Source organism: Nocardia halotolerans (genome assembly GCF_042650145.1).
GTDB classification, from domain to species: domain Bacteria; phylum Actinomycetota; class Actinomycetes; order Mycobacteriales; family Mycobacteriaceae; genus Nocardia; species Nocardia halotolerans.
This window is the reverse complement of the sequence record NZ_JBHSDL010000014.1, coordinates 1142505-1166779: the sequence shown is the minus strand read 5'-3', so window position 1 is coordinate 1166779 and position 24275 is coordinate 1142505. Positions and strand designations below refer to the sequence as shown.

The following is a 24275-nucleotide window of genomic DNA, read 5'->3' as shown; positions in this document are numbered from 1 at the left end:
CCGGTTTTCGCCGGGTGTGAAGTTGATCATGGTGTGCCGGTGATGTCCCCGGCAGCGTCGCCGAATCCGGTGTTCTGTCCGGATGTGGATGACGTTGTGGATGATTCGGGTCCGCGGGCGAGTGCGTGAACCGCCGGTGAACACACGTGTGGCCCGCCGCCGGTGTCGGTGCGGGCCACACGGTGCGGTGATGTGGTCAGGGAGCCAGCTCGTAGCCGGCTTCGTCGACCGCGGCGGCGACGTCGGAATCGGCCAGCTCGTCGGTGCTGTCGACGCGCACGGCGCCGGTGGCGAGATCGACATCGACGCCGGTGACGCCGGTGATCTTGCCGATCTCCTCCTTGACCGAGCTCACGCAGTGTCCGCAGGTCATCCCCGTGACGGTGTAGGTGGTGGTGGCCATGGCCCGCTCCTTCGCTTCGATCATACGGTCCCGGGGTATGTCCCCGACAAGAACGAACATACCCCCCAAGGGTATTGTGTGCAAGCCCTTCCCGTGCGCCGGCTCGAGGTACGGGCCGACCGGTCGGAAGTTTCGCCTGCGTACTCGTCGGTGTCACCCATTACGCTTGGTGATCGTGCTGTCAGTTGTGCCCAGCCCGGTCGTCGTGCGCGCCCCTTCGAAGGTGAACCTGCATCTCGGAGTCGGTGATCTGCGCCCGGACGGATATCACGACCTCACCACCGTCTTCCAGGCCTTATCGCTGTCCGACGATCTCGAACTGGCCCCATCGGCCTCGCTGACCGTGCGAGTGACCGGCGAGGGTGCCGCCGAGGTACCCACCGACCGCACCAACCTGGTGTGGAAGGCCGCCGTGCGCCTGGCCCACCTGGCCGGACGCGCACCGCTGGTGGAGATCGCCATCATCAAGGGCATCCCGGTGGCCGGCGGTATGGCGGGCGGCAGCGCCGACGCGGCCGCCGCCCTGGTCGGGCTCAACGAACTGTGGGACCTGGGCCTGACCCGCGACGACCTCACCACGATCGCCGCCGAACTGGGCAGCGACGTGCCCTTCGCCCTGCACGGCGGTACCGCGCTGGGCACCGGCCGGGGCGAACGCCTGCTTCCGGTGCTCTCGCGCAACACCTTTCACTGGGTCCTGGCCCTGGCCAAGGACGGGTTGTCCACCCCAGCGGTCTTCCGTGAACTGGATCGGCTGCGCGAGGAGGGTGACCCACCGCGCCTGGGTGACCCGCAGCAGCTCATGCACGCCTTGGCCGCGGGCGACCCGCACACCCTCGCCCCGCTGCTCGGCAACGATCTGCAAGCCGCCGCGCTGTCGCTGAAACCGGAACTGCGCCGCACCCTGCGTGCCGGTGTGGGCGCGGGCGCGCTGGCCGGTCTGGTCTCCGGCTCCGGACCCACCTGTGCGTTCCTGTGCGAGTCCGCCGAAGCCGGCGTCGCCGTGGCGGCCGAACTCGCCGGCGCGGGGGTGTGCCGCAGCGTGCGCACCGCCAGCGGCCCGGTTCCCGGCGCGCGCGTGCTCGACGGTGAGGCCCACGGCAAGCGCTGATCGCCGGTACCGGTGGCGCGCCCACAGTGGTGCCGCGCGGGGTGGGTAGGCTCGGGACCGCCGAACAGTCACGCGGAAGGCGGGCGAACTACCTCTATGTCCAACCTGATCAACCTCGAACAAGTCTCCAAGAGCTTCGGTGTGAAGCCGCTGCTCGAGGACGTCTCCCTCGGTATCCACGCGGGGGAACGGATCGGGGTGGTGGGCCTCAACGGTGGTGGCAAAACCACCCTGCTCGAGGTCCTGACCGGGCTGGAACCACCGGACAAGGGCCGGGTGAGCCGGGTGGGCGGGCTGCGGATGGCCGTGGTCACCCAGCGCGGCGTGCTGCCCGACGACGCCACCATCGGCTCGGTCGTGCTGGCCGGGCTGTCCGACGACCTGTCGACCGTCGACATCGCCGAACACGAGTGGGCCGCCGATTCCCGCATCCGCGCGATACTCGAGGGCATCGGCATCGCCGACCTCGGCCTCGACACCCCCGTCACCAACCTCTCCGGTGGCGAACGCCGCCGCGTCGCCCTGGCCGCCGCGCTGGTGCGTGACCTGGACCTGCTGGTGCTCGACGAGCCGACCAACCACCTCGACATCGAGGGGGTGCAGTGGCTGGCCCGGCACCTGGTGGCCCGGCGCACCGCGCTGGTGGTCGTCACCCACGATCGCTGGTTCCTCGACACCGTCGCCTCCCGCACCTGGGAGGTCGTCGGCGGCAAGGTCGAGACCTACGAGGGCGGCTACGGCGACTGGATCTACGCCCGCGCCGAACGTGCCCGCCAATCCGATGCCTCCGAGGCCCGCCGCGCCAACCTGGCCCGTAAGGAACTGGCCTGGCTGCGCCGCGGCGCCAAGGCCCGCACCTCCAAGCCGCGCTACCGCGTCGAGGCCGCCGAAGCCCTGATCGCCGATGTGCCGCCGCCGCGCGACTCGGTGTCGCTGGCCGCGTTCGCCCGCAAGCGCCTGGGCCGGGTGGTGATCGAACTAGAAGACGCCACCCTCACCACCCCGGACGGGCGCGAACTGGTCAGCGACCTCACCTGGCGGCTGGCGCCCGGCGAGCGCGTCGGCCTGGTCGGTGTGAACGGGTCCGGCAAGACGACCCTGCTGCGCGCCCTGGCCGGTGACATCGAGCCCGCCGCGGGCAAGCGGATCCAGGGCCAGACCGTGCAGATCGGCTGGCTGCGCCAGGAACTCGACGACCTGCCCACCGACATGCGCGTGCTCGAAGCGGTGCAGCAGGTCGCGCAGCGGATCATGCTGGGCGACAAGGAGATCTCGGCCGGTCAGCTCGCCGAACGGCTCGGCTTCACCCCGGCTCGACAGCGCACCCCCGTCGGTGATCTCTCCGGTGGTGAGCGCCGTCGCTTGCAGCTCACCCGCATCCTGATGGCCGAACCCAACGTGCTGCTGCTCGACGAGCCGACCAACGACCTCGACATCGACACCCTCCAGCAACTCGAGGACCTGCTCGACAACTGGGCGGGCACGATGGTGGTCATCAGCCACGACCGCTACCTGGTCGAACGGATCTGTGATTCCACCTGGGCCCTGTTCGGCGATGGCAAACTCACCAACCTGCCCGGCGGCATCGACTCCTACCTCACCAAACGCGCCGCCCAGACCGACGCGGCCAAACCGCTCAACACGAAAACCGCGGGCTCGTCCTCGGATTCGGCCGACCGCCGCGCCGCCCGCAAGGAGCTGTCGAAGGTCGAACGCAGCATCGCCAAGCTCGACGACCGCGAGCGCAAGCTGCACACCGCCCTCGCCGACGCGGCGACGGACCCGGACAAACTCGTGAAACTCGGTGCCGAACTCAAGGAGGTCGTCGCCGAGAAGGAAGCAGCCGAGGAACGCTGGCTGGAACTCGCCGAGAACGAGTGATGCGCGAGATCAGGCCTCGGCTGTGTCGCCTTTGTCGTTGATGATCACGGGTAAACAGGTCTGGACGAAGTCGGCGCCGAATTCGGTGAGCAGGATGCTGCGGTAGCTCACCTTCGTGCCGAAGCCGGCGCGCTTCAACGCTTCCCGCACCTGCTCCTGAGCTTCGATGAGCTGGTAGCGGCTCGGGTTGCCGACCGGCTCGCGGGTGGACTCGATGAGCCCGAGCCTGCGCAGGTTCGGCAGGTACTGCGGTACCCGGTTCGGAAAACGCAGGCCCGCGTGCTCGCCCAGCATGGTGAGTCCGCTGATCAGCCGTTCGCCACCGAAGGCGCGTTGGCGGCCGGTGCGCACGTCGATCGAGGGTTGCGCACCGTCCACGTGCAGAAAGCGCAGGATGCGGGCTTCGTCGGGCGTGATCTCGGCGAGGATGCCCGGGTAGGCCGGGTGGGTGTCGGGTTGGGCGGCGTGTGTGCTGGCCGAAAGCCGCAGTAGTTCGGCGCCCTGTTCGCGCAGGGTCGGCATGGCGGAGTCGCTGGGGCGCTCGCTGCTCGGCGGTAGTCCCAGGGCGTGCCGGAGCCGGTCGCGCACAGCGGTTTCGGCGTCGGCGAGTACCTCGTTGGGCGGGTCACCCGCCATGCTGCCGCGCAGCACGGTGACAGTGACGCCCAGGGCGGTGTCCAGCGTCCACAGCGTCATGCCCGAGGCCGCGGTGAGCGCCACCCGGGCCACGCCGGTGGCCGCCCGCACCGTACGCACCGGGGAAACGGGCAGCACACCGCGTTTGGCGCCGGTGACGTCCGGTACCGGCCGTCGCACCACCTCGGTGGACGGGGTCCCGTCGTCTACATCCATGTCGTCGCTACTCCTGTCCCGAAGACCAGGATGTGAGCGTATCCGGCCAGCAGCCCCAGCGCGCCGCCATGGACGAAAAGTAGCCATTCGTCCTGTTTGATCGCCGAGCGCAGCATGTCGACGAAGTCGTGCGGGGACAAGGCCGACATCTGCCGGGCGATGTACTCGTTGACCTGTCGGCCCTGCTGCACATTGAACTCGGGATCGGCGAAGGCCATCGGCGCGATCGTCATCGCCTCGGCGGTGAGAGTCGTTTGCAGGGAATTGTATTCGCGGCTGCCGAGCATGAACTTCACCGCGGGCCTGGCCGGGCCGAGCGCGCGGTCGGCGGCCGGGCGCAGGGTGTCCTCGAGCATCTGCAGGGTGCGGTCCGAGCGCGGGCCGTTGAGCAGTTCGTCACCGATGTTGGCCACGGTGACGACCTCGGTGGACACCAGTGCGGCGTAGCCGGCGGTGATCTCGGGCTGGCGCTTGATCAGCAGGCCCTGGCGCCACGGGCACCACCACTTGGGCAGGGCGGGCGCGAAGATCATGTTGATCCCCACCCAGTTCACCACCCAGCCGATGATGATGCCGCCGATCGGCAGCACGACCAGCGGGGAGAGCCCGGTGGTGTGCAGCGCGAGCACCAGGAGCAGACCGCAGGGGGCGCCGAAGTAGAAACCGAAATTCTGCATGAAGCGCAGTTCCTTGGCGCCGAGCACCTGGAACAGCTGGTTGAGCAATTGCGGCCGCGCCTGGAAGTAGCGGATCACCATCTGCTTCACATCCAGCAGCTGGTCGATGTTGGTGCCGAGTTCGGTGGTGAGTTCACGCAGGATCTCGGGCAACTGTGAGCGCACCCGCTCGTGAATCATTTCCCTGACTTGAACGGGCAGGTTGTACCAGAGCTGGGGGTGTTCGCGGCGCAGGATCACCTCGACTATGTCGCGGATCTGCGCGTCGGCCACCTCGGCCAGATGTTCGGCCAGCTTCTCCGGATCGAGTTCGCGGTAGAAGTCGGAGACACTGCCCAGCTTGGACAGTCCTTTGTCGACGGCGATGCTGGCCATCTTGTCGGCGCGTGAGGGCACGATGCCCTGCCAGCCGATCTGCCCGTCGTAGCTGAGCAGCGGCAACACCTGGATGCGCTTGGGCAGGAACGGAAACACCGAGCGCAGCCCGGGGAGTTTCACGCCGTGGAACTTGATGGGCTGGAACAGCATGAGAATGCCGGTCCAGTTGGTGATGTAACCGATCACCCCTGTGAAAAGAGGAATAGTCAAAATTTCCAGCAGGAGCGTCGGATGTAACCCGAACACACTTTCCAGCACGACACCCTCCTGCCGATACCCGATGACCACCGCATTCACCGGCTCTAAAAAATTAGCACCCCCGCGGCGAGGTGACCCTACTGTGAGGTGGGGAACGAGGTCCATTCGTCGTGCGCCAGGCCACAGGGTAGTGTCTGAGACATCAGTCACAGAACCTGTCCGGAATGCCGTACTCGCCTTGCCGAGTCGGGACAATGACGATCACCACATTTCGTGACGGGCGACAATCAGGCGCGCACAGGGGGCGCGCTCGTCGGCAGCTGTGCCTGGAGCGTGGTCGGGCAATAATTGGTGGACGTGAAGTTCACATGGCGAGACTTCGGAGTAGGACGTGACAGACGACAGGACCGGACAGGATCTGGCCCGTGCCGGTACCCGCGCCGTCGAGCGCAGCTCGGATGTCGAGCAGCGCCAGATCAGTAACGAAGCACGGCTGATCCGAGGCATGTTCCGCGCCGCGGGACTGGCCGCGGGTACCGCCGTGCGCGGCAGTCAGTGGGCCGTCGGCACCACCTATGAGGTGACCAGGGAACTGGCCCAGGCGGCGCTCGACGGTGAATCCTCCGCCGACATCGCCGAGCGCACCGGCAATGCGCTGCGATCCATCGCGCGCAGCGCGCTCGGCGTCACCGAGGGGTCGGTGCGCGAGATCGTCAGCTATGTGCCGACATCGAACGGGGCGACCCAGCAATCCCTCGCCGTCGGTCCGTACCTGCGTTCGGCCACCACCGATGACCTGCGCAGACGCGGGGACGCGCTGCTGGCCCGGTCGGCCGACGTGTACTTCACCGAAGAGGTTCACCCCGCCTATGACCGGATTCTCGACGAGATCGCGCCCGACGAGGCTCGCATCCTGCGGTTCATGGCCCTCAACGGCCCGCAACCCGCGGTCGACGTGCGCACCAACCGGCCGCTCGGTATCGGCTCGGAACTGGTGCAGGGCGACCTGACCTCGGTGCCCGAACAGGCCGGCGTGCGCTACCCGGACCGGTCGCGGTCCTACCTGATCAACCTCAACCGGCTCGGTCTCACGCTCACTTCCGAGGATCCGGTGGTGCTGAGCCGCTACATGGTGCTGGAAGTGCAGCCCGTGGTCGAGGAGGCGCTCAAGAAGGCGGGTCGCGCACCCAAGATCGTGCGCAAGAGCCTGCGCCTGTCGGAGTTCGGCGAGGACTTCTGCCGCACCTGCTTCACCATCGGCTAGCCCAGACAGCCGCCCCTGAGGGTGGCGCAGGTCACGCTCCGGTGTCGGCAGTGATAGCGATCTGATACAGATCCGGTCTGCTCGGGCGAACTGGTGGGATCGTGGAGGAATGGAGCAGTGGCCCGGATCCCCTGATGTGCACGTCGACGCCGATGCGGCGCCGATGCTGCCGCGCCCGAGCCCGCTGTTGCCGGCTGCCGACGACCCGATGGTCGCCGGGCCCGCGACCCGGGAGGATCCGATGGCGGACCGGGCCGCGGACGCCGGAGACACCGAAGACAACGAGGGCACGGCGCCCGAGCCCGCACCGCGGCGGCCGCCCGATCACCCCGATGACGTCACCGCGATCAGCCGGCTCAAATACCGCTACCTGCGCGCGCTCGACACCAAGTCCTGGGACGAGTTCGCCGATACCCTGACCCCTGAGGCCACCGCCACCTACAGCGAATACCTGCAGTTCGAGTCGCGCGAGGCCTTCTTGGCCTTCCTGCGCAACACCCTCGGTCCGCACGTCATCACCGAGCATCGCTGCGATCATCCCGAGATAGATGTCGACGGTGATTCCGCGACCGGCACCTGGTATCTGGCCGACACGGTCATCATTCCCGAGCACAACATGTGCCTGCGCGGCGCCGCCTTCTACACCGACCGGTACGTGCGCTGCGACGACGGGCACTGGCGCATCGAGCACACCGGCTACGAACGCACCTACGAGGTGGTGCTCTCGCTCAGCGATCTGCCCAGCCTGCGGTTGACCGCGAGTCGCTGGGGGATGGTCGCCCAGGAGAACAACGTGTCCTCGGTGCAGCAGTACCCGGGACCCGCCGCCTGAGGCGACCCAGACAGCTAGTCGGCTGCGGCCACCAGCGGCTCGAGCGTCAGCTTCGGGTGTTCCTTCTCGATGTACTGCAGCCGCCACTTGTCGCTGAACAGCGCCAGGATCGCGCCGTCGGTGCGGGTGAACACCTCGACGCCGCGCTGGCGGTCCAGCTCCGGCGCCGAGGCCGTATCGGTGCGCCGGGCGATGCTGAAGGGCAGGAAATCCAGTTGGGTCTCCACGTTGAACTCCGACTGCATCCGCGCGGTGACGACCTCGAACTGCATCGGGCCCACCGCGGCCAGCACCGGCGAGGCATCGCCGCGGGCGTCGTTGCGCAGCACCTGCACCACGCCCTCGGAGTCGAGCTGGTCGATCGCCTTGCGGAACTGCTTGTACTTGCCCGCGCTCTGGGCGCGCAGCGTCGCGAAGTGCTCGGGCGCGAAGTTCGGGATCGGCGGGAACTCCACCTTCTTGTCCACGAACAGGGTGTGGCCCGGTGCCAGCGCGGTCGCGTTCACGAGGCCGACCACGTCGCCGGGGTAGGCGGTGTCGACGGTGGTGCGCTCACGACCGAACACGGTCAGCGCGTACTTGGTGGCGAACGGGCGACCGGTCTGGGCGTGCGTCACCACCATCCCGCGCTCGAACTCGCCCGACACGATCCGCATGAACGCCAGCCGGTCGCGGTGGGCGGTGTCCATGCCCGCCTGCACCTTGAACACCACCGCGCTGAAGGGATCGGCGGGCGCGCGTTCCTTGCCGGTCACATCGGCGCGCGGACCCGGCGCGGGAGCGAGCGCCACCAGCGCCTCGAGCAGTTGGCGCACACCGAAGTTCAGCATCGCCGAGGCGTAGATCACCGGCGAGGTCTGCCCGGCCAGGAACATCTCCTGATCGTGGTCCTGCCCGGTCGCCGAGAGCAGTTCGCTCTCCTCGGCGGCGGTGGTCCACACGTCGGCCTCGCGCGCCTCGGCTTCGGCGGGCGTCAGCGATTCCTCCGGGGCGATGGTCGCGCCACCGGCGGTGCGGGTGAAGTGAATGTACTCGGTGGGCTCGCCCTCGGGGCCGCGGCGCAACAGACCGCGGAAATCCCCGGCGATGCCGACCGGCAGGAACAGCGGGGTGGGCGTGAGCCCGATCCGCTCGTCGATCTCGTCGAGCAGTTCCAGCGGCGCCTGCCCGGGACGGTCCCACTTGTTGATCACGGTGATCACCGGGATACCGCGATGGCGGCACACCTGGAACAGCTTCAGCGTCTGCGGTTCGAGGCCCTTGGCCGCGTCGATCAGCATCACCGCGGCGTCGACGGCGGTGAGCACCCGGTAGGTGTCCTCGGAGAAATCGGAGTGACCGGGGGTGTCGACCAGGTTGATGACATTGTCGACATCGGAACCGGCGGCGCGGTAATTGAACTGCAGCGCGGTCGAGCTCACCGAGATGCCGCGCGCCTTCTCCATTTCCATCCAGTCCGACACCGTCGACTTGCGACCGGCCTTGCCGTGGATGGCGCCGGCCTCGGAGATCATCCTGGCGTGCAACGCCAGCGCTTCGGTGAGCGTGGACTTACCCGCGTCGGGGTGCGAGATCACGGCGAACGTGCGGCGACGAGCCACCTCGGCGGGTATTCCGCGCGCGGGGGTGGTGACGCCTTCTCCGGACTCGGTCAACACGGAACCTTTCGCAGTGGTCGGCAACCCATCCAGAGTAAAGGTCCCCGCCGACATGCCAGGTCGGCGGGGTGTTGTGTGCCCTCGATGCGGATTTCGGTGGGAAATACCCGTGCGGTATGGTGGTCGGGTTGTCTCGGCGAGGGTGAGCCCCACCAGGTGTGCTCACCGTGATCGACGCGGCTCGGCTGTCCGGCCGTCCTCGTTCGTTCTTCGTCCGACGAGTAGACCCAGACCCCGGTAGATGGGTCGCCAATGACCAGCCCGGAAGAGCCGTAGGAGCGCACTCAGTATGTCCGACGTCAACCTGATCGAAGCCGCCGTTCGCACCGAATTCGGTAAGGGCGCCGCTCGCCGTACCCGTCGCGACGGCAATGTGCCCGCCGTGCTGTACGGCCACCAGACCGAACCGCAGCACCTGTCGCTCGACGCCAAGGCGTTCGCCGCGATCCTGCGTGTGCACGGCACCAACGCCATCCTCAACCTCGACATCAACGGCGAGAAGCAGCTCGCGATGACCAAGTCGGTCGTCGTGCACCCGATCCGTCGCTACATCGAGCACGCCGACCTGCTGATCGTCCAGCTGGGCGAGCGCGTCACCGCCGATGTCAACGTCATCGTCACCGGTGAGGCCGCCGGCGGCACCCTGGTCACCCAGGAGGCCAACAGCATCACGATCGAGGCCGACGCGATGAACCTGCCCGAGAGCCTCGAGGTCTCGGTCCACAACGTCGAAGCGGGCACCCAGATCCTGGCCCGTGCGCTCGAGCTGCCCGAGGGCGTCACCCTGGCCGGTGACCCGGAGCTGCTGGTCGTCAACGTGATCGAGGCGCCGTCGGCCGCGAAGCTGGACGAAGAGGGCGAAGGCGCCGCCACCGAGACCGCGTCCGAGTAATTCCGCTGCACTACGGTTCGGACAATGACCGAATCCTCCGGGCCCGCGCTCGTCGTGGGGCTGGGTAACCCCGGCCCCGCATACGAGCGCACCCGCCACAATGTGGGCTTCCTGGTCGCCGATGTGCTCGCCGAGCGCATCGGCGGCCGTTTTGCCGTACACAAGAAGTCCGGCGCCGACCTGCTCCAGGCGCGCCTGGACGGCCGCCAGATCCTGATCGCCAAACCACGCACCTACATGAATCTGTCCGGTCGCCCGGTGGCCGCGCTGGCCAAGTTCTTCTCGGTGCCCGCCGACCGGATCGTCGTCGTCCACGACGAGCTGGACCTGCCCTTCGGGACGATCAAGCTCAAGCAGGGCGGCGGCGAAGGTGGGCACAACGGGTTGCGGTCGATCTCGCAGGCGCTGACCACCAAGGACTACCTGCGCGTGCGGCTCGGGATCAACCGGCCGCCCGGGCGCCAGGATCCGGCCGACTATGTGCTCAAACCGTTTTCGGCGGCCGAGCGCAAAGAGGTGCCGGTGATCATCGAGCAGGCCGCCGATGCGGCGGAGCTCGTGTTGAAGGTGGGACTGGAAGCCGCGCAGAATTCGCTGCACTGACGGTGCCGGCCCTCGAGCGCGCGGTGCGCCCGAGGCCGGTTCGTCAGCGCAGGTGCACCGCGGTAGCGGTACGCCGCAGCTTCCCCGACGAGGTCTTGGGCAGCGCGCCGGGTCCGAGGATGGTGACGTTTCGGGGACGTGCGCCCACCTCGGTGAACACCTCGTGGACGATCTCGCGCTCGATCCGCTTCACTTCGTCGGGATCCTGGTATTCGTTGGATTCGGCCACCACCGCGAAACTTTCGCGCTTCTCACCGGCATCCAAGCGCACCGCCACCGCGTTGCCGGGTCGCACACCGGGCACCCGCAGCGCGGCCCGCTCGATATCGGTGGGGTAGATGTTGCGGCCGCCCATGATGATGACGTCCTTCATCCGCCCGCACACCACGATCAGACCGTCTTCGGTGAAGTACCCGATGTCACCGGTGTCGAGCCAGCCGTCCGTGGTCTGGGCGGGACGGAACCCGTCGACGGTCACATAGCCCGAGGTCACCGCGGGCCCGCGCAATTCGATCACCCCCACCGAGCGGACCGGCAGCGGCTGGCCCTCGGCGTCGACCACCCGGCCCTCCAGGTCGTCGACCAGGTGCCCGAGCGTCGGCAGCTTGCGCGGGGTGCCGTGGTGGCCGTCCTCGGCGACCGGCACGGCCTTGCCGACGGCTTCGAGTAGATCGGCGTCGACGATGTCGAGCACCATGCCGTGGCCGGGATCGGGAATCGACACGGCCAGGGTGGTTTCGGCCATGCCGTACACCGGGGTGAGCGCGGTGGGGTTGAGGCCGAACTGGTTTCCGGCCTCGGCGAGGGCCAGCATGGTGTCGGGATCGACCGGTTCGGCGCCGTTCCACATGTAGCGCACACTCGACAGGTCCATCGCGCCCGGTTCGGCCTGGCGCAACCGCCGCGCCAGCAGCGAGTAGGCGAAGTTGGGTGCCGCGGTGACGGTTCCACGGTACTTGGCGATCAGCTCGGCCCACAGCAGCGGCCGGGCGAGGAAGTCCAGCGGGGTCACGCACACCACTTCGGCGCCGAATTGCATGGGCACACTGAGGAAGCCGACCATGCCCATGTCGTGGAACAGCGGCAACCAGCTGACCATCACGTCTTCGTCGGTCTGGAACTTGACCCGGTTGAACATCGCGTAGGCGTTGACGTAGAAGTTGCCGTGCGTGATGCGGACCGCCTTGGGTGATCCGGTGGACCCGGAGGTCAACTGCTGCAGGGCGATATCGGATTCGGTGGTCGACACCGGATCGGTGTCGGGGCCCGCGCCGAGATCTTCCACGCGCACCACGGTGATCCCGCGTTCGCGCAGCACGGGTTCGGCCGCCGCGAACGGCGCCCCGAGCACCACGGCTTTGGCCTCGATCATGGTCAGCACCGTTTCGGTGTCGCGCACCCAGGCCGCGAGGTCGGTGCGCGGGGTCGGCTGGTGCAGCATGGTGATCGAGGCGCCACGCATCCAGATGCCCTGGCACACCGGGGCGATGTCGACGGGCAGGCCCGCCAGCACTCCCACCGCGTCACCGTGCCCGATCCCGGCGGCTGTGAGACCACCCGCCATCCGCCGCGCGACGCGATGGATCTCCCCCCAGGTCTGTCGCAGCGGCGCCTCCGGTTCCCCGGTGACCAACCCTCGCGAGCTGGACAGTGCTGTAGCAAACATTTCGTCGGTGAACCTGCTCAACGTCGGACTCCCTTACGCCAACGATCGGTTTCGGCCGTGCTCCCAACTGAATTCCCGCCCCGCCCACCCGGTGTCAACCCCAATTACACCCGGGTGCCCCGCTGCTCGTTTCTCGACAGCGAAGCAGGCGGCGTAGCGGTTCCCTATGGTCTACCCGATAACCCGGGAATTTCTCGCATCGGCAGGTCGGCCGCCACTCCGACCTGCGCGGTTGCGGCGCCCGGCAAACCGGCAGCGCCCCCGTGTGAACACGATAGACCCTGGTGCCGACAGTCCGCGCGCGCTCCGGAGGAATTGCTCACGCGTCGCGGATTCGCCGAACCGAGGCCGAATCGTTGTGTCCGACAAGGCTTCGCCGGAGCTGTCCGGACGGGCGTCAGCGGGTGAGCTCGGCCAGGGTCGCGACGAAACGATCGAGCTCGTCCGGGCTGACGAAGTAGTGCGGGGAGGCGCGCAGGACGGCGGGCAGCGCGCGTTCGGACATGTCGAACAGGGTGGAACCGGCGTGGCTGACGGTGACGGTCACCCCGTGGTCGGCGAGCTGGTCACGCAGTCGTTCGGGATCGTGGCCGTCGACGGTGAACGAGACGATCCCACTGTGCTCGGTGCCCAGATCGCGCACGGTCACGCCGGGCAGTTCGGGCAGGGTTTCGCGCAGCTGCCACGCCCGGGCGGCCACGGTCGTGTAAGCCCGGCCCGGCCCCACTTCCAGCAGGTAGTCGACGGCGGCGCCGAGGGCGAGGCGGGCGGCGACATCGCATTCCCAGAACTCGAAGCGGCCGGCGTCCTCGACGAGGCGGTACTCGCCGTGGCCCACCCAGCGGGCGCTGCGCAGATCGAGTCGGGCGGGCTCCATCGTCCGCGCCAATTCATCACGCACATAGAGAAATCCGGTACCGCGCGGCCCGCGCAACCACTTGCGGCCGGTGGCCGACATGGCGTCGACACCGAGCTCGGTGACATCGATCGGCAGTTGACCGACCGATTGGCACGCGTCGAGCAGCACCAGCGCACCGGCGCCGTGGGCGATTCGGGTGGCCTCGGCGACCGGATTCACCAGGCCGCCGTTGGTCGGTGCGTGCTGCAGCGAAACCAGGCGAACGCGCTCGTCGAGCATGGCCGCGAGGGCGGCGGTGTCGAGGCGCCCGGTGCTGTCGCTGGGAATGCGCTCGACCACCGCGCCGGTCTGCCGGGCCCGTTGCAGCGCGGCGATCGCGTTGCTGGCGTAATCGGCGCCGGACAGCAGAATCCGGTCACCGGGTGCCAGCGGCACCGAATAGGCGAAATCCGCCCATGCCCTGCTGGCACTGTCGCTGAGCGCGATGGTGTCCGCGGTGGTGCCGATCAGGGTGGCGATCGAGGTCTTCACCGCGGCGAGATCATCCGAACGTTCGTTCGCCGCGCGGTAACCACCGACTTCGGCTTCGCGACGCAGGTGGGTGATCATGGTGTCGGTGACCACCCTCGGGGGCAGCGACGAGCCGGCGCTGTCGAGGAAGATCCGACCGGTCGCGAGCCCGGGGGTGGCAGCTCTGATCGCGTCGAGGTCCATCATGGCGACGACCCTAGCGTCTGGATTCGTTTCCCGTTTCGTCACTTTTCCTGTCGGTGGCCGTCGCTACTCTGGAATGAGCGAAAGCAGGTTCCCCGGCAGCACACAGCACGCGGAGGTCGGCATGGCGGTCACCCTGGAACGTTCCTCGTGGCCTGATTCCGCCACCGACCAGGGCGAATTGTCGTCCAGAGCGGCCGCGGAAGCCTATGTCGGCGGCGTCTGTTTCAAGCTCGGGCCACCGGGCCTGATCGGCGCGGAACTGGAGTGGCTCACCGCCGGGCCCACCGGTTCGCGCCCCACGCTCGACCAGTTCGCGGCCGCTCTCGGGCCGCACGCACCCGCCTCCATCGCCCCGGCCACGCCGGCGGCCCCCCTGCCCGGCGGCAGCCGGGTCACCATCGAACCCGGTGGTCAGATCGAACTTTCCAGCGCACCCTTCGCCGATCCGGTGGCGCTGACGCAGCATCTGCACGCCGACGCGGCCCGCCTGCGGGGCCTGCTCGCCGCCGGGGGAATCAGCATCTTCGCCGCCGCCGCCGACGCGGGGCGCCCCGCCGAGCGACTGCTCAGACTGCCCCGCTACACCGCGATGGAGCGGAGCTTCGCCGGTGTCGGCCCGTTCGGCGCGCTGATGATGTGCAACACCGCGGCCACCCAGGTCAGTGTCGACGCCGGCGCCGATCCGGCCGAGGTGCGGGCGCGCTGGACCGCGCTGCACGTGCTCGGCCCCGCCCTGATCGCCGCTTTCGCCTGCTCACCGCGCCTGCACGGCATTCCGAGGGGCGACTGGGCCTCCCAGCGGATGCGCACCTGGTTGCGGTTGGATCCGGCCCGCACCAGGCCCCCGGTCGCCGACTGGGGCGAACCGATCACCGCCTACGCCCACTGGGCGCTGGACGTGCCGCTGCTGTGCGTGCGCTGCGCCGAACCCGACGCCGACTGGTCACCGCCGCCCGGGGCCACCTTCGCCGACTGGCTCTGCGGCGCGCTCGACGACGAGGTGGGCCGCCGCCCCGACCGCGCCGACCTGGACTACCACCTGACCACCCTGTTCCCGCCGGTGCGCGCCTCGGGCCACCTCGAGGTGCGCTATCTCGACACCCAGCCGGGCGAGAGCTGGACCGTCCCGATCCACCTCTTCGACGCCGTCCTGTCGGCCCCGGCGGTGGTGGCCGAAGCGACCGCACTGGCCGCACCCGCCGCGGGCGAATGGCTCACGGCCGCCCGGTGCGGTCTGCTCGACCCGCAATTGCGCCGGGCCGCGGTCGATGTGCTCGAACTGGCCGCCGCGCACGCCCGAACGGCCGCGGCCGCAGCGCAATTGGCCGCCGCCGCGCGTCGATGCAGAGCAGGCCGGAGTCCACTCGCCGAAGTCGGCTCCGCGCCACCCGGCACGGGCGGTGTGCGATGAGTTCTACGCACGCCCGGGTGCCCACAGTCGTTGTCGTCCAGCCTGCTTCGGAGCTCATCTCGTGACACTTTCCGCACCCGCCGACCACAGTGACCGCGAACGAACGCGGGCCCGCATCGCCGAAGTCCTCGCGCGGGCCCGCCGCCGTACCAGGGTGCTCACCGACAGCGTCGACGAAGCCGATCTCGTGGCCCAGCATTCGCCGTTGATGTCGCCGCTGGTCTGGGATCTGGCCCACATCGGCAACCAGGAAGAGTTGTGGCTGGTGCGCGATGTGGGTGGTCGTGACGCGGTGCGCGCCGATATCGACGAGCTCTACGACGCCTTCAAACACGCCAGGGTGAACCGTCCGGCGTTGCCGCTGCTGAACCCGGCGCAGGCGCGCGGCTATGTCGGGTCGGTGCGCGAGAAGGTGCTCGACGTGCTCGACACCGCGGATCTGGACGGTGGGCCGCTGGTACACGAGGGGTTCGCGTTCGGGATGATCGCCCAGCACGAGCAGCAGCACGACGAGACCATGCTCGCCACCCACCAATTGCGCCGCGGCGCACCGGTGCTGTCGGCACCGCCCGCACCTGCCGCGCCGGTGCCGGTGGGCGGCGAAGTCGTGATCGCCGCGGGCGATTTCCTGATGGGCACCACGGCCGACCCGTGGGCGCTGGACAACGAGCGCCCGGCCCACCCGGTGCATGTCCCCGGCTTCGCGATCGACGTCGCGCCGGTGACCAACGCCCAGTACGCGGCCTTCATCGCCGACGGTGGCTACGACCGCCCGGAGCTGTGGTCGGAGCGGGGCTGGGCGCACCGGTGCACAGCGGGCCTGGTCGCACCGCAGTTCTGGGAACGCGACGGGGATCGCTGGTATCGCACGGCTTTCGGTGTCCGCGCCCCACTGCGCCCCCAGCAGCCGGTGGTCCATGTGTGCTGGTTCGAGGCCGAGGCCTACGCCCGCTGGGCGGGCAAACGCCTACCGACCGAGGCCGAATGGGAGAAGGCGGCCCGGTTCGACCCGGCTACCGGGGACTCGCGACGCTACCCGTGGGGTGCCGGCGCCCCGGACGAGCACACCGCCAATCTCGGGCAGCGTCATCTGGAGCCGGCCGAGGTGGGCGCCTATCCGGCGGGCGTGTCCGCGACCGGTGTCCACCAGCTCATCGGTGACGTCTGGGAGTGGTGCTCCTCGAGCTTCGAGGCATACCCGGGATTCCGCGCCTTCCCGTACCGGGAGTACTCCGAGGTGTTCTTCGGCGGTGACTACCGGATACTGCGCGGTGGCTCGTTCGGCACCGACGAGGTCGCCTGCCGGGGCACCTTCCGCAACTGGGACCATCCGATCCGCAGGCAGATCTTCGCCGGTTTCCGGCTGGCCAGGGACCTGCGCGAGGACGAGCGCTGATGTGCAGGCATCTCGGGTACGTCGGCCCGCCTGCCGGAGTCGGGGAGATGGTGCTGCGCGGACCGCACTCGCTCTACGTCCAGTCCTGGGCACCGGTGGAGATGCGGGCGGGCGGCACCATCAACGCCGACGGGTTCGGGGTGGCCTGGTGGCGCCGGGCCGACGTGGGAGTCGACGGTGCGCGCGAGGCCGTCACCCGCTACCGCAACCAGGCGCCGATCTGGACCGACCCGGCCGTGGCGGAAGTACTGGGGCAGTTGGAGTCGCGTTCGGTGGTCGCGGCCGTGCGCTCGGCGACGGCCGGGATGCCGGTGGAGCGGGCCGCGTGCGCGCCGTTCACCGATGAGCACTGGGCCTTCAGTCACAACGGCGTGGTCCCCGATTGGCGTACCACCCTGCTCGCCGTACTGGCCGATCTGAACGAATTGTTCGGCGGCGCAACATTGTTCACGTCTCCGGCGGTACTGCTGTGGGCGGAGTCCCTCACCGATTCCGCGGCCCTGTGGGTGCTGCTGCGCGGCCTGCTCGGCGCGATCGACCCGGCAGGCCCGGTGACTTCGCCGACCGACGCACTGCGGTTACTGGTGCGCACCGTCCTGCGCCACCAGCCGAACGCCCGGCTCAATCTGCTCCTGGGCGACGGTGCCGGGCTGTGGGCCACCACGTGCTGGCATGCCCTGTCGGTGCTGGTCGCCGACGACTACACCGTGCTGTGCTCGGAACCCTACGACGCCGATCCGCGCTGGCAGCCGATCGCCGACCGCCAGGTGGTGGCCGCTGTACCCGGCCACTGCACCGTCACCGCTCTGGAACTCCCCGTCACCGAAAGGGCTCGTTCATGACCGCGCCGCTGCTGGACATCCACCTCACCGACGACGATCTCACCGCGGCCTTGCGCACCGACGCCCGCACCGGGCTCACCGCGTCGCCGAAGTCGCTGCCGCCCAAATGGTTCTACGACGCGCGTGGCAGCGAACTGTTCGAGCGCATCACCGAACTGCCCGAGTACTACCCGACCCGCACCGAGCGGGCCCTGCTCGAGCAGGTGGTCGACGAGATCGCCGCCGCCGCCCAGGCCGACGTGCTGGTGGAACTCGGGGCGGGCTCGGCCGCCAAGACGCGGCTGCTGCTGAACGCGCTCACCGCCGAAGGCTCGTTGAAGACCTATGTGCCCCAGGATGTCTCGGCGTCAGCGTTGCGCGGTGCGCTCACCGAGATCGCGGCCGAGTACCCGGATCTGGGTGTGCACGGGGTGGTCAGCGACTTCACCGATACTTTGCACAACCTGCCCCGCGGTGGCCGCCGGATGATCGCGTTCCTCGGTGGCACCATCGGCAATCTCGTCCCCACCGAGCGCACCGAGTTCTTGGCCGGTATCCACGAGGTGCTCGAACCCGGCGAACTGCTGCTGCTCGGCGCGGGTCTGGTGGTCGACCCGGCGGTGCTCGTGCCCGCCTACGACGACGCCGCCGGTGTCACCGCCGAGTTCAACCGCAACGTGCTGCACGTGCTCAACCATCGGCTCGGCGCCGACTTCGCTCCCGACAAGTTCGAGCACGTCGCGGTCTGGGACACCGACAACGAGTGGATCGAAATGCGCCTGCGCGCCACCGAGGCCATGACCGCCACCGTCACCGCCCTTGACCTCACCGTCGACTTCGCCGCGGGTGAGGAGATGCGCACCGAGATCTCCGCCAAATTCCGCCCCGAGTCTCTCACCACCGAACTCACCGCCGCCGGCTTCACCCCCACCCACACCTGGACCGACCCGGCCCGCCGCTTCACCCTGGTCCTGGCCGAACGCCGCTGAAGCGACCTGATCGCACCTCGACGGGCCGAAGGCGGAGGGCACTTCGGTCCGAAACCGGCGTGTCAGGAGCGGGCAGGACGGCCGGAGGTCACCTTTGCCGCCGGGCAGCTCGGGGCGCTCGAGTGGCCGCGCGCCTAGAGGTCGAGTTCGTCGGCGAGGTATTCGCCGCTGATCAGGTTCTCGTCGCCCTCGAGGTCGGTTTCGGTGCCTTCTTCGCCGTTGACGGCGTCGTCGTCGAACAGGTCGCTGTCCACGTCGTCGTCACCGACCACCTGGACGGCGATTTCCTCGGCGGGCCGCTCGTCCTCTTCCATCGCCTCGTGGCGGGCACGTGGCTGCGACGATTCCTCCGAGAGTTCCTCGTCGATGCCGAGGAAGCCGTCGTCGTCGGCTTCGTGATTGCGGATCACGTAGTCGTCCGGCGGATCTTCCACATAGCGTTCGACCTCGACGATGTCGTCGGCCTGTTCGTCGTCGCCCATGTCCATGTCCAGCGGTTCACGGCTCATGATTCCAGTATCTGCCTCCGGTGCGCGTCCGTCACGAGGCCACGCCACCGGGTGGGTCAGTCGGTGATGCCTTCGAAGATCGCGGCGAACCATTCGACCAGCGGACGCAGCTCGGTCCACGTGCGGCGGACTTCGGTGGCGGCGGCGGGGGAGTCGAGCCAGCCGGGTGCGCCGAAGTCACGGTGCACCGTGAGGGATTTGTGGCGCAGCAGCTCGATGCGCGGATGCTCGGCGGAGTAACCCCTCGGCTTGGTTTTGAGGCGGTCGCCGCCGGTGGTGAACCCGGCTTTCGTCGTGGTGGCTAGGATCTGTTCGAGTTCGGGTCCGCGCACGTCGTCGTCGATGGCGGCGCGCAGGGTGGCCAGCGCGGTGGGCGAGGGCCGGAAGCACCCGGCTGCCACGTACAGCCCGGCCGCACCGATGTGCACATACCAGCTGGCGCCGGGCGCGAGACGCACCACCGCACCCTGATGGGTTTTGTAGGGCGTCTTGTCCGCGGAGAACCGCACGTCACGGTACGGCCGGAAGATCTTGGCCGGTCCGAACTCGGGTTCTAGTTCGGCGGCGAGCGCGACCATCGGCGCGCGCACCGCCTCGTCGTAGGTCTGCCGGTGCGCGTTCCAGAAGGTTCTGGAGTTGTCGGCTTCCAGGTCTTCGTAGAAGTCGAGCCCGGCCAGCGGGAATCCGGTGAAGGTGGGCATCGGTGCGGTGGGTCTCAGTTCTGCGCGGGGATCAGGTCGGCGTCGAAGAAGAACACCCGGATAGCGAGCCCGGCCAGCAAGGCGGTCAACGCCGCCACCGCCGCCCAGTAACCCAGCGCCTCGCCCTTCTTGTGCCCGTAGAGCCCGGCACCGATACCGATCACCCCGAAGATGAGCGGAAACAGCAGCAGCGCGATCGCGGCGAACACGAACCCCACCGTCGACCAACTCTGCCGAGCGGGCGCCACACTCTCGGCCGCCTCGGAGGGCAGACCACCATAGGCGACCGCGGGCCGCTCAGCCCGCCCGTCAGCGACTGGATGAGACACCTCCGGCCGCTGCGGCGATTCCTCCGAGCGCCCCGAATCATCGGACCCAGTGCTCATCAAAACCTCCCTGCGAGGGCGATCATCGGCTACCACTCCCAGACCACCATGCACCAGAAACCAACCGATACGCCACACCCGGAGAAGACGCGCCGACCGATGCCACGAGCAACCACAGCCCCGAGAGCTTGCCGCCACACCGAACCCTGGCAAAAGGACGCAGGCAGGCGGACAGGCGAGCACATGGGTAACTCACCGGGTACGGGCTGACCTCACCACGCTCTCAAAGCTTGCCGCGTCCTCACCCAACCCCGCACCCGAGTCTGGCCACGATACGCGGGGAGGCGGAACAGCGAGCACATGGGTAACTCACCGGGAACGGGCTAACTCACCACGCTCTCAAAGCTTGCCGCGTCCTCACCCAACCCCGCACCCGAGTCTGGCCACGATACGCGGAGAGGCGGAACAGCGAGCACATGGGTAACTCACCGGGAACGGGCTAACTCACCACGCCCCCAAAGCTTGCCGCGTCCCCACTCCACCCCGCACCCGAGTCTGGCCAAAATACGCGGAGAGGCGGAACAGTCAGGCGTTGCCGTTGAAGAGGCCGGTTACTGAGCCGTTTTCGAAGACTTCGCGGATCGTGCGGGCCAGCAGCGGCGCGATCGACAGCACCGTCAGCGTCGGGAACTTCTTCTCCTCGCTGATCGGCAGCGTGTTGGTGATGACAACTTCTTTGGCACCGCAGTTGGCCAGGCGCTCGGCGGCCGGGTCGCTGAGCACACCGTGGGTGGCGGCGATGATCACATCGCCGGCGCCGGCTTCCTTGAGTACCTTGACGGCACCGGCGATGGTGCCACCGGTGTCGATCATGTCGTCGATCAGCACGCAGGTGCGGCCTTCGACGTCACCGACGACGCGGTTGGACTTCACCTGGTTGGGCACCAGCGGGTCGCGGGTCTTGTGGATGAACGACAGCGGGGTACCGCCGAGCGCGTCGGCCCACTTCTCGGCGACCTTCACGCGGCCCGCGTCGGGGGAGACGACGGCCAGGTTGTCGGTGGAGTAGTTGGTGCGGATGTAGTCCGAGAGCTGCACCAGTGCGTGCATGTGATCGACGGGGCCGTCGAAGAAGCCCTGGATCTGGTCGGTGTGCAGGTCGACGCTGATGATGCGGTCGGCTCCGGCGGTCTTGAGCAGGTCGGCGACGAGGCGGGCCGAGATGGGCTCACGGCCGCGGTGCTTCTTGTCCTGGCGGGCGTAGGGGTAGAACGGCAGCACCGCGGTGATCCGCTTGGCCGAACCGCGCTTGAGCGCGTCGATCATGATGAGCTGTTCCATCAGCCACTGGTTCAGTGGGGCGGGGAAGCTCTGCAGCACGAAGGCGTCGGAACCGCGCACCGACTCCTCGAACCGGACGAAGATCTCGCCGTTGGCGAATTCGCGCGCGGTCTGCGGGGTGATGTCGACATCGAGTTCCTTGGCGACCTGTTCGGCCAGCTCAGGATGTGACCGGCCCGCGAAGAGCATCAGGTTCTTCTGGTTGTCGATCGAGAACGCGGTCACTGCTGGTTGCCATCCTTTTGCTCGATTGTCTTCTTCGACGTCTCGTCCGCCGCGATGGCTTCCGCCGCCGCACGCGCCGCAGCGGTTCCCGGACGGTAACGCTGCACCCAGTTCTCAATGATGCGCTGTGGCCCACCCGACACGGCCAGTGCCCCCGGTGGAACGCTTCTGCGCAGTACAGTACCCGCACCCGTGTACGCGCCGTCACCCACGGTTACCGGTGCGATGAACATGGTGTCGCTGCCGGTTCGCACGTGGGAACCGACCACGGTGTGGTGCTTTTCCACCCCGTCGTAGTTCACGAAAACGCTGGAAGCGCCGATGTTGCTGTGCTCGCCGATCGTGGCATCGCCGACGTAGGTCAGGTGCGGAACCTTCGAGTGCGCGCCGATCGAGGCGTTCTTGGTTTCGACGAAGGCACCGAGCTTGCCCGCCTCGCCGACGACGGTGCCGGGGCGCAGGTAGCTGAACGGTCCGATGGTGGCGCCCGCGCCGATCTCGGCGCGCTCGCCGTGCGTGCGGACGACGTTCGCGCCCGCGCCGACGATCACATCGGTGAGGGTGGTATCGGGGCCGACATCGGCGTCCTCGCCGATCTGCGTGCGGCCGAACAGCTGGGTGCCGGGGCGCAGGACGGCGTCGCGGCCGATCCGCACACCGGCGTCGATCCAGGTGGTGGCCGGGTCGACGATGGTCACCCCCGAACGCATGTGACGTTCGAGGATGTAGCGGTTGAGCGTGGCGCCGGCCTGTGACAGCTGCACGCGGTCGTTGACACCGGTGACCTTGTTGGAGTCGACCAGGCGCGCGCCGTGCACGGGGTGCCCGGCTTCGCGGGCCAGGCGCAGCACGTCGGTGAGGTAGAGCTCGTGCTGGGCGTTGGCTGTGGACAGCCGTCCGATCATGGTGCGCAGCACGCTCGCGTCGAAGGCGTAGACGCCGGAATTGACCTCTTTGATCTTGGCCTGGGCGGGGGTGGCGTCGGCGTGCTCGACGATCTCGGCCACCTGCCCGTCCTCGTCGCGCACGATGCGGCCGTAGCCGTTGGGGTCATCGGGGACGAAGGTGAGCACGGTGACCGCGGGACGGTCGGCGTAGCTGCGGTGCTCGTCGAGCAGCGCCGAGAGGGTGTGCCCGTCGAGCAGTGGCACATCGGCGGAGGTGACGAGCAGGTCGCCGGTGAAATCCGCGGGTACCGCGGCGAGCGCGCACTGCACGGCGTGACCGGTGCCGAGCTGCTGTTCCTGTACCGCACAGGTGATTTCGAGTCCGAGATCCTCGCCGACACCGGCCACGGCGGCGCCGACCTTGTCCCGGTCGTGGCCGACCACGGTGATCAGATGGGTGGGGTCGATCTCCGCCGCGGCGTGCAGCGCGTGCGAGAGCATGGAGCGCCCGGCCAGCGGATGCAGCACCTTCGGAGTCTTCGACCGCATTCGCGTTCCAGCCCCTGCTGCGAGAACGACGACGGCGGTCTGCGGTGGCATGGATCTCCCTCGGCTGCCTGTCAGCGAGTGTGCTGTGGCGGGTTCGGTCGGTGATGGTGCGGGCCGACGATACGTCACTGTGTCCGTGTGCTCCGCCGCCAGGACTCGAACCTGAACTATCTGAACCAAAATCAGAGGTGCTGCCATTACACCACGGCGGATTGCGACACCAGTGGACTGCATGAGCCCACCACTGTGCTACGGCACGGCCATGATCCTCGCACAGGTTACCCCTCCCCGGAAATCTGTACCGCCTCGTTCGCTTGTGGGGTGGGGTCGGCGGTTGTGTGGCGCGGTCTGAGACAGTTGTGGCAGTGTCAATCTGTCTGTCGGGCGGCTAGGAGAGGCGGGGTATCTGGTGAACGAGCCGGGGCGGGTCGCTAGGCCGAGGATGACGGGTACACAGCGGCGCCAGCAGTTGATCGAGATCGGTCGCGCGTTGTTCGCCGAGCGCGGCTACGACGCGACCTCCATCGAGGAGATCGCGCAGCGCGCGCAGGTGTCCAAGCCTGTGGTGTACGAGCATTTCGGTGGCAAGGAAGGGCTCTACGCGGTGGTCGTGGACCGGGAGATGTCGATGCTGCTCGACATGGTCAACGCCTCGCTCACCCAGAATCGCTCGCGGATCCGGCTCGAGCAGGTGGCGCTGGCGTTGCTCACCTACATCGAGGAGCGCACCGACGGCTTCCGCATCCTGGTGCGCGATCAGCCCGCCCCCAACGCCGACGGTCGGTACTCGAGCCTGCTCAACGAGGCGGTCGGCCAGGTGGCCCACATCCTGGCCGGCGATTTCGGCCGCCGCGATTTCGACACCAGCCTCGCACCGCTGTACGCCCAGGCCCTCGTTGGCATGGTGTCGACCACCGCCACCTGGTGGCTCGACGAGCGGACGCCGCCGAAGGAAGTGGTGGCGGCGCACCTGGTGAACCTGTGCTGGAACGGATTGAGTCATTTGGAAGCCGAACCGGGTCTCAGCTCCGAATGGAATACGAACAGCGCCGGGCGATCGGCGGGGTAACCGGACGATAGCGCCCGCGGTGGTAGCGAATCCGGGATTCGGCTGCCCCCAGGGTGTCTG

Annotated in this window: 21 protein-coding genes, 1 tRNA gene and 1 pseudogene; 11 read left to right on the top strand and 12 right to left on the bottom strand. The window is 68.4% G+C overall.

What is annotated here, in order from left to right; genetic code table 11:
* Window positions 1-196: 196 nt before the first annotated feature.
* Window positions 197-403 (bottom strand): heavy-metal-associated domain-containing protein, encoded by a 207-nt coding sequence (locus ACFO5K_RS15995; protein ID WP_378562586.1) that lies wholly within the window; start codon window positions 401-403, stop codon window positions 197-199.
* Between the two features lie 175 nt (window positions 404-578).
* Here ACFO5K_RS15995 and ACFO5K_RS15990 point away from each other — a divergent pair, with 175 nt between their 5' ends.
* Both ACFO5K_RS15990 and ACFO5K_RS15985 read left to right on the top strand, forming a co-directional pair.
* Complete coding sequence (locus ACFO5K_RS15990; protein ID WP_378562583.1) at window positions 579-1514, top strand: 4-(cytidine 5'-diphospho)-2-C-methyl-D-erythritol kinase; 936 nt, start codon at window positions 579-581, stop codon at window positions 1512-1514.
* 96 nt (window positions 1515-1610) lie between these two features.
* A complete protein-coding gene (locus tag ACFO5K_RS15985) occupies window positions 1611-3395 on the top strand; it encodes an ABC-F family ATP-binding cassette domain-containing protein (protein ID WP_378562581.1) in 1785 nt (594 codons plus the stop codon).
* 9 nt (window positions 3396-3404) lie between these two features.
* Here ACFO5K_RS15985 and ACFO5K_RS15980 read toward each other — a convergent pair whose 3' ends face one another.
* Both ACFO5K_RS15980 and ACFO5K_RS15975 read right to left on the bottom strand, forming a co-directional pair.
* Window positions 3405-4247, bottom strand: a complete 843-nt coding sequence (locus ACFO5K_RS15980) for an Abi-alpha family protein (protein ID WP_378562579.1) — start codon at window positions 4245-4247, stop codon at window positions 3405-3407.
* Window positions 4238-5488, bottom strand: coding sequence for a hypothetical protein (locus ACFO5K_RS15975; protein ID WP_378562576.1), 1251 nt, complete (start codon window positions 5486-5488; stop codon window positions 4238-4240). Before ACFO5K_RS15975 ends, ACFO5K_RS15980 begins: the two co-directional genes overlap by 10 nt.
* Before the next feature lie 403 nt (window positions 5489-5891).
* Here ACFO5K_RS15975 and ACFO5K_RS15970 point away from each other — a divergent pair, with 403 nt between their 5' ends.
* Window positions 5892-6764 carry an Abi-alpha family protein gene (locus ACFO5K_RS15970; protein WP_378562574.1) on the top strand — a complete coding sequence of 291 codons (873 nt, stop codon included), beginning with the start codon at window positions 5892-5894 and terminating at the stop codon, window positions 6762-6764.
* 337 nt (window positions 6765-7101) lie between these two features.
* Window positions 7102-7596: pseudogene (locus tag ACFO5K_RS15965) on the top strand (nuclear transport factor 2 family protein); the annotation flags it as partial.
* A 14-nt stretch (window positions 7597-7610) separates the two neighbouring features.
* Here the strand turns inward: ACFO5K_RS15965 and ACFO5K_RS15960 are convergent.
* On the bottom strand, window positions 7611-9251 hold the full coding sequence (locus tag ACFO5K_RS15960) for a peptide chain release factor 3 (RefSeq protein WP_378562572.1): 1641 nt from the start codon (window positions 9249-9251) through the stop codon (window positions 7611-7613).
* A 292-nt stretch (window positions 9252-9543) separates the two neighbouring features.
* Here ACFO5K_RS15960 and ACFO5K_RS15955 point away from each other — a divergent pair, with 292 nt between their 5' ends.
* Window positions 9544-10146 (top strand): 50S ribosomal protein L25/general stress protein Ctc, encoded by a 603-nt coding sequence (locus ACFO5K_RS15955; protein ID WP_378562569.1) that lies wholly within the window; start codon window positions 9544-9546, stop codon window positions 10144-10146.
* A gap of 24 nt (window positions 10147-10170) precedes the next feature.
* A complete protein-coding gene (gene pth / locus ACFO5K_RS15950) occupies window positions 10171-10749 on the top strand; it encodes an aminoacyl-tRNA hydrolase (RefSeq protein WP_378562567.1) in 579 nt (192 codons plus the stop codon).
* A gap of 43 nt (window positions 10750-10792) precedes the next feature.
* Here the strand turns inward: pth and ACFO5K_RS15945 are convergent, their stop codons facing one another.
* Both ACFO5K_RS15945 and ACFO5K_RS15940 read right to left on the bottom strand, forming a co-directional pair.
* Window positions 10793-12436, bottom strand: coding sequence for a fatty acyl-AMP ligase (locus tag ACFO5K_RS15945; protein WP_378562564.1), 1644 nt, complete (start codon window positions 12434-12436; stop codon window positions 10793-10795).
* A gap of 376 nt (window positions 12437-12812) precedes the next feature.
* On the bottom strand, window positions 12813-13991 hold the full coding sequence (locus ACFO5K_RS15940; RefSeq protein ID WP_378562562.1) for an aminotransferase class V-fold PLP-dependent enzyme: 1179 nt from the start codon (window positions 13989-13991) through the stop codon (window positions 12813-12815).
* 121 nt (window positions 13992-14112) lie between these two features.
* Between ACFO5K_RS15940 and egtA the strand changes: the two genes are divergently transcribed.
* From egtA to egtD, 4 genes are all read left to right on the top strand, one after another.
* On the top strand, window positions 14113-15402 hold the full coding sequence (gene egtA / locus ACFO5K_RS15935; protein ID WP_378563889.1) for an ergothioneine biosynthesis glutamate--cysteine ligase EgtA: 1290 nt from the start codon (window positions 14113-14115) through the stop codon (window positions 15400-15402).
* A 61-nt stretch (window positions 15403-15463) separates the two neighbouring features.
* Window positions 15464-16798 carry an ergothioneine biosynthesis protein EgtB gene (gene egtB, locus ACFO5K_RS15930; protein ID WP_378562560.1) on the top strand — a complete coding sequence of 445 codons (1335 nt, stop codon included), beginning with the start codon at window positions 15464-15466 and terminating at the stop codon, window positions 16796-16798.
* Window positions 16798-17640 (top strand): ergothioneine biosynthesis protein EgtC, encoded by an 843-nt coding sequence (gene egtC / locus ACFO5K_RS15925; protein WP_378562557.1) that lies wholly within the window; start codon window positions 16798-16800, stop codon window positions 17638-17640. The genes egtB and egtC overlap by 1 nt, the downstream gene beginning before the upstream one ends.
* On the top strand, window positions 17637-18608 hold the full coding sequence (gene egtD / locus ACFO5K_RS15920; protein ID WP_378562554.1) for an L-histidine N(alpha)-methyltransferase: 972 nt from the start codon (window positions 17637-17639) through the stop codon (window positions 18606-18608). Before egtC ends, egtD begins: the two co-directional genes overlap by 4 nt.
* A 134-nt stretch (window positions 18609-18742) precedes the next feature.
* Here the strand turns inward: egtD and ACFO5K_RS15915 are convergent, their stop codons facing one another.
* The 6 genes from ACFO5K_RS15915 to ACFO5K_RS15890 form a co-directional block, all read right to left on the bottom strand.
* Window positions 18743-19117 (bottom strand): hypothetical protein, encoded by a 375-nt coding sequence (locus ACFO5K_RS15915; protein WP_378562551.1) that lies wholly within the window; start codon window positions 19115-19117, stop codon window positions 18743-18745.
* Between the two features lie 56 nt (window positions 19118-19173).
* Window positions 19174-19818, bottom strand: coding sequence for a DUF2461 domain-containing protein (locus tag ACFO5K_RS15910; protein ID WP_378562548.1), 645 nt, complete (start codon window positions 19816-19818; stop codon window positions 19174-19176).
* A gap of 14 nt (window positions 19819-19832) precedes the next feature.
* Window positions 19833-20204: a hypothetical protein gene (locus ACFO5K_RS15905; RefSeq protein ID WP_378562545.1), complete on the bottom strand. Its 372-nt coding sequence runs from the start codon at window positions 20202-20204 to the stop codon at window positions 19833-19835.
* Between the two features lie 525 nt (window positions 20205-20729).
* Window positions 20730-21710, bottom strand: a complete 981-nt coding sequence (locus ACFO5K_RS15900; RefSeq protein ID WP_181696672.1) for a ribose-phosphate diphosphokinase — start codon at window positions 21708-21710, stop codon at window positions 20730-20732.
* Window positions 21707-23197 (bottom strand): bifunctional UDP-N-acetylglucosamine diphosphorylase/glucosamine-1-phosphate N-acetyltransferase GlmU, encoded by a 1491-nt coding sequence (gene glmU / locus ACFO5K_RS15895; RefSeq protein WP_378562541.1) that lies wholly within the window; start codon window positions 23195-23197, stop codon window positions 21707-21709. Before glmU ends, ACFO5K_RS15900 begins: the two co-directional genes overlap by 4 nt.
* A 90-nt stretch (window positions 23198-23287) precedes the next feature.
* Window positions 23288-23358: transfer RNA gene (locus tag ACFO5K_RS15890), tRNA-Gln, on the bottom strand.
* A 230-nt stretch (window positions 23359-23588) separates the two neighbouring features.
* On the opposite strand from ACFO5K_RS15890, the gene ACFO5K_RS15885 reads away from it, so the two are divergent.
* Window positions 23589-24215, top strand: a complete 627-nt coding sequence (locus ACFO5K_RS15885; RefSeq protein WP_378562538.1) for a TetR/AcrR family transcriptional regulator — start codon at window positions 23589-23591, stop codon at window positions 24213-24215.
* Window positions 24216-24275: the final 60 nt, after the last annotated feature.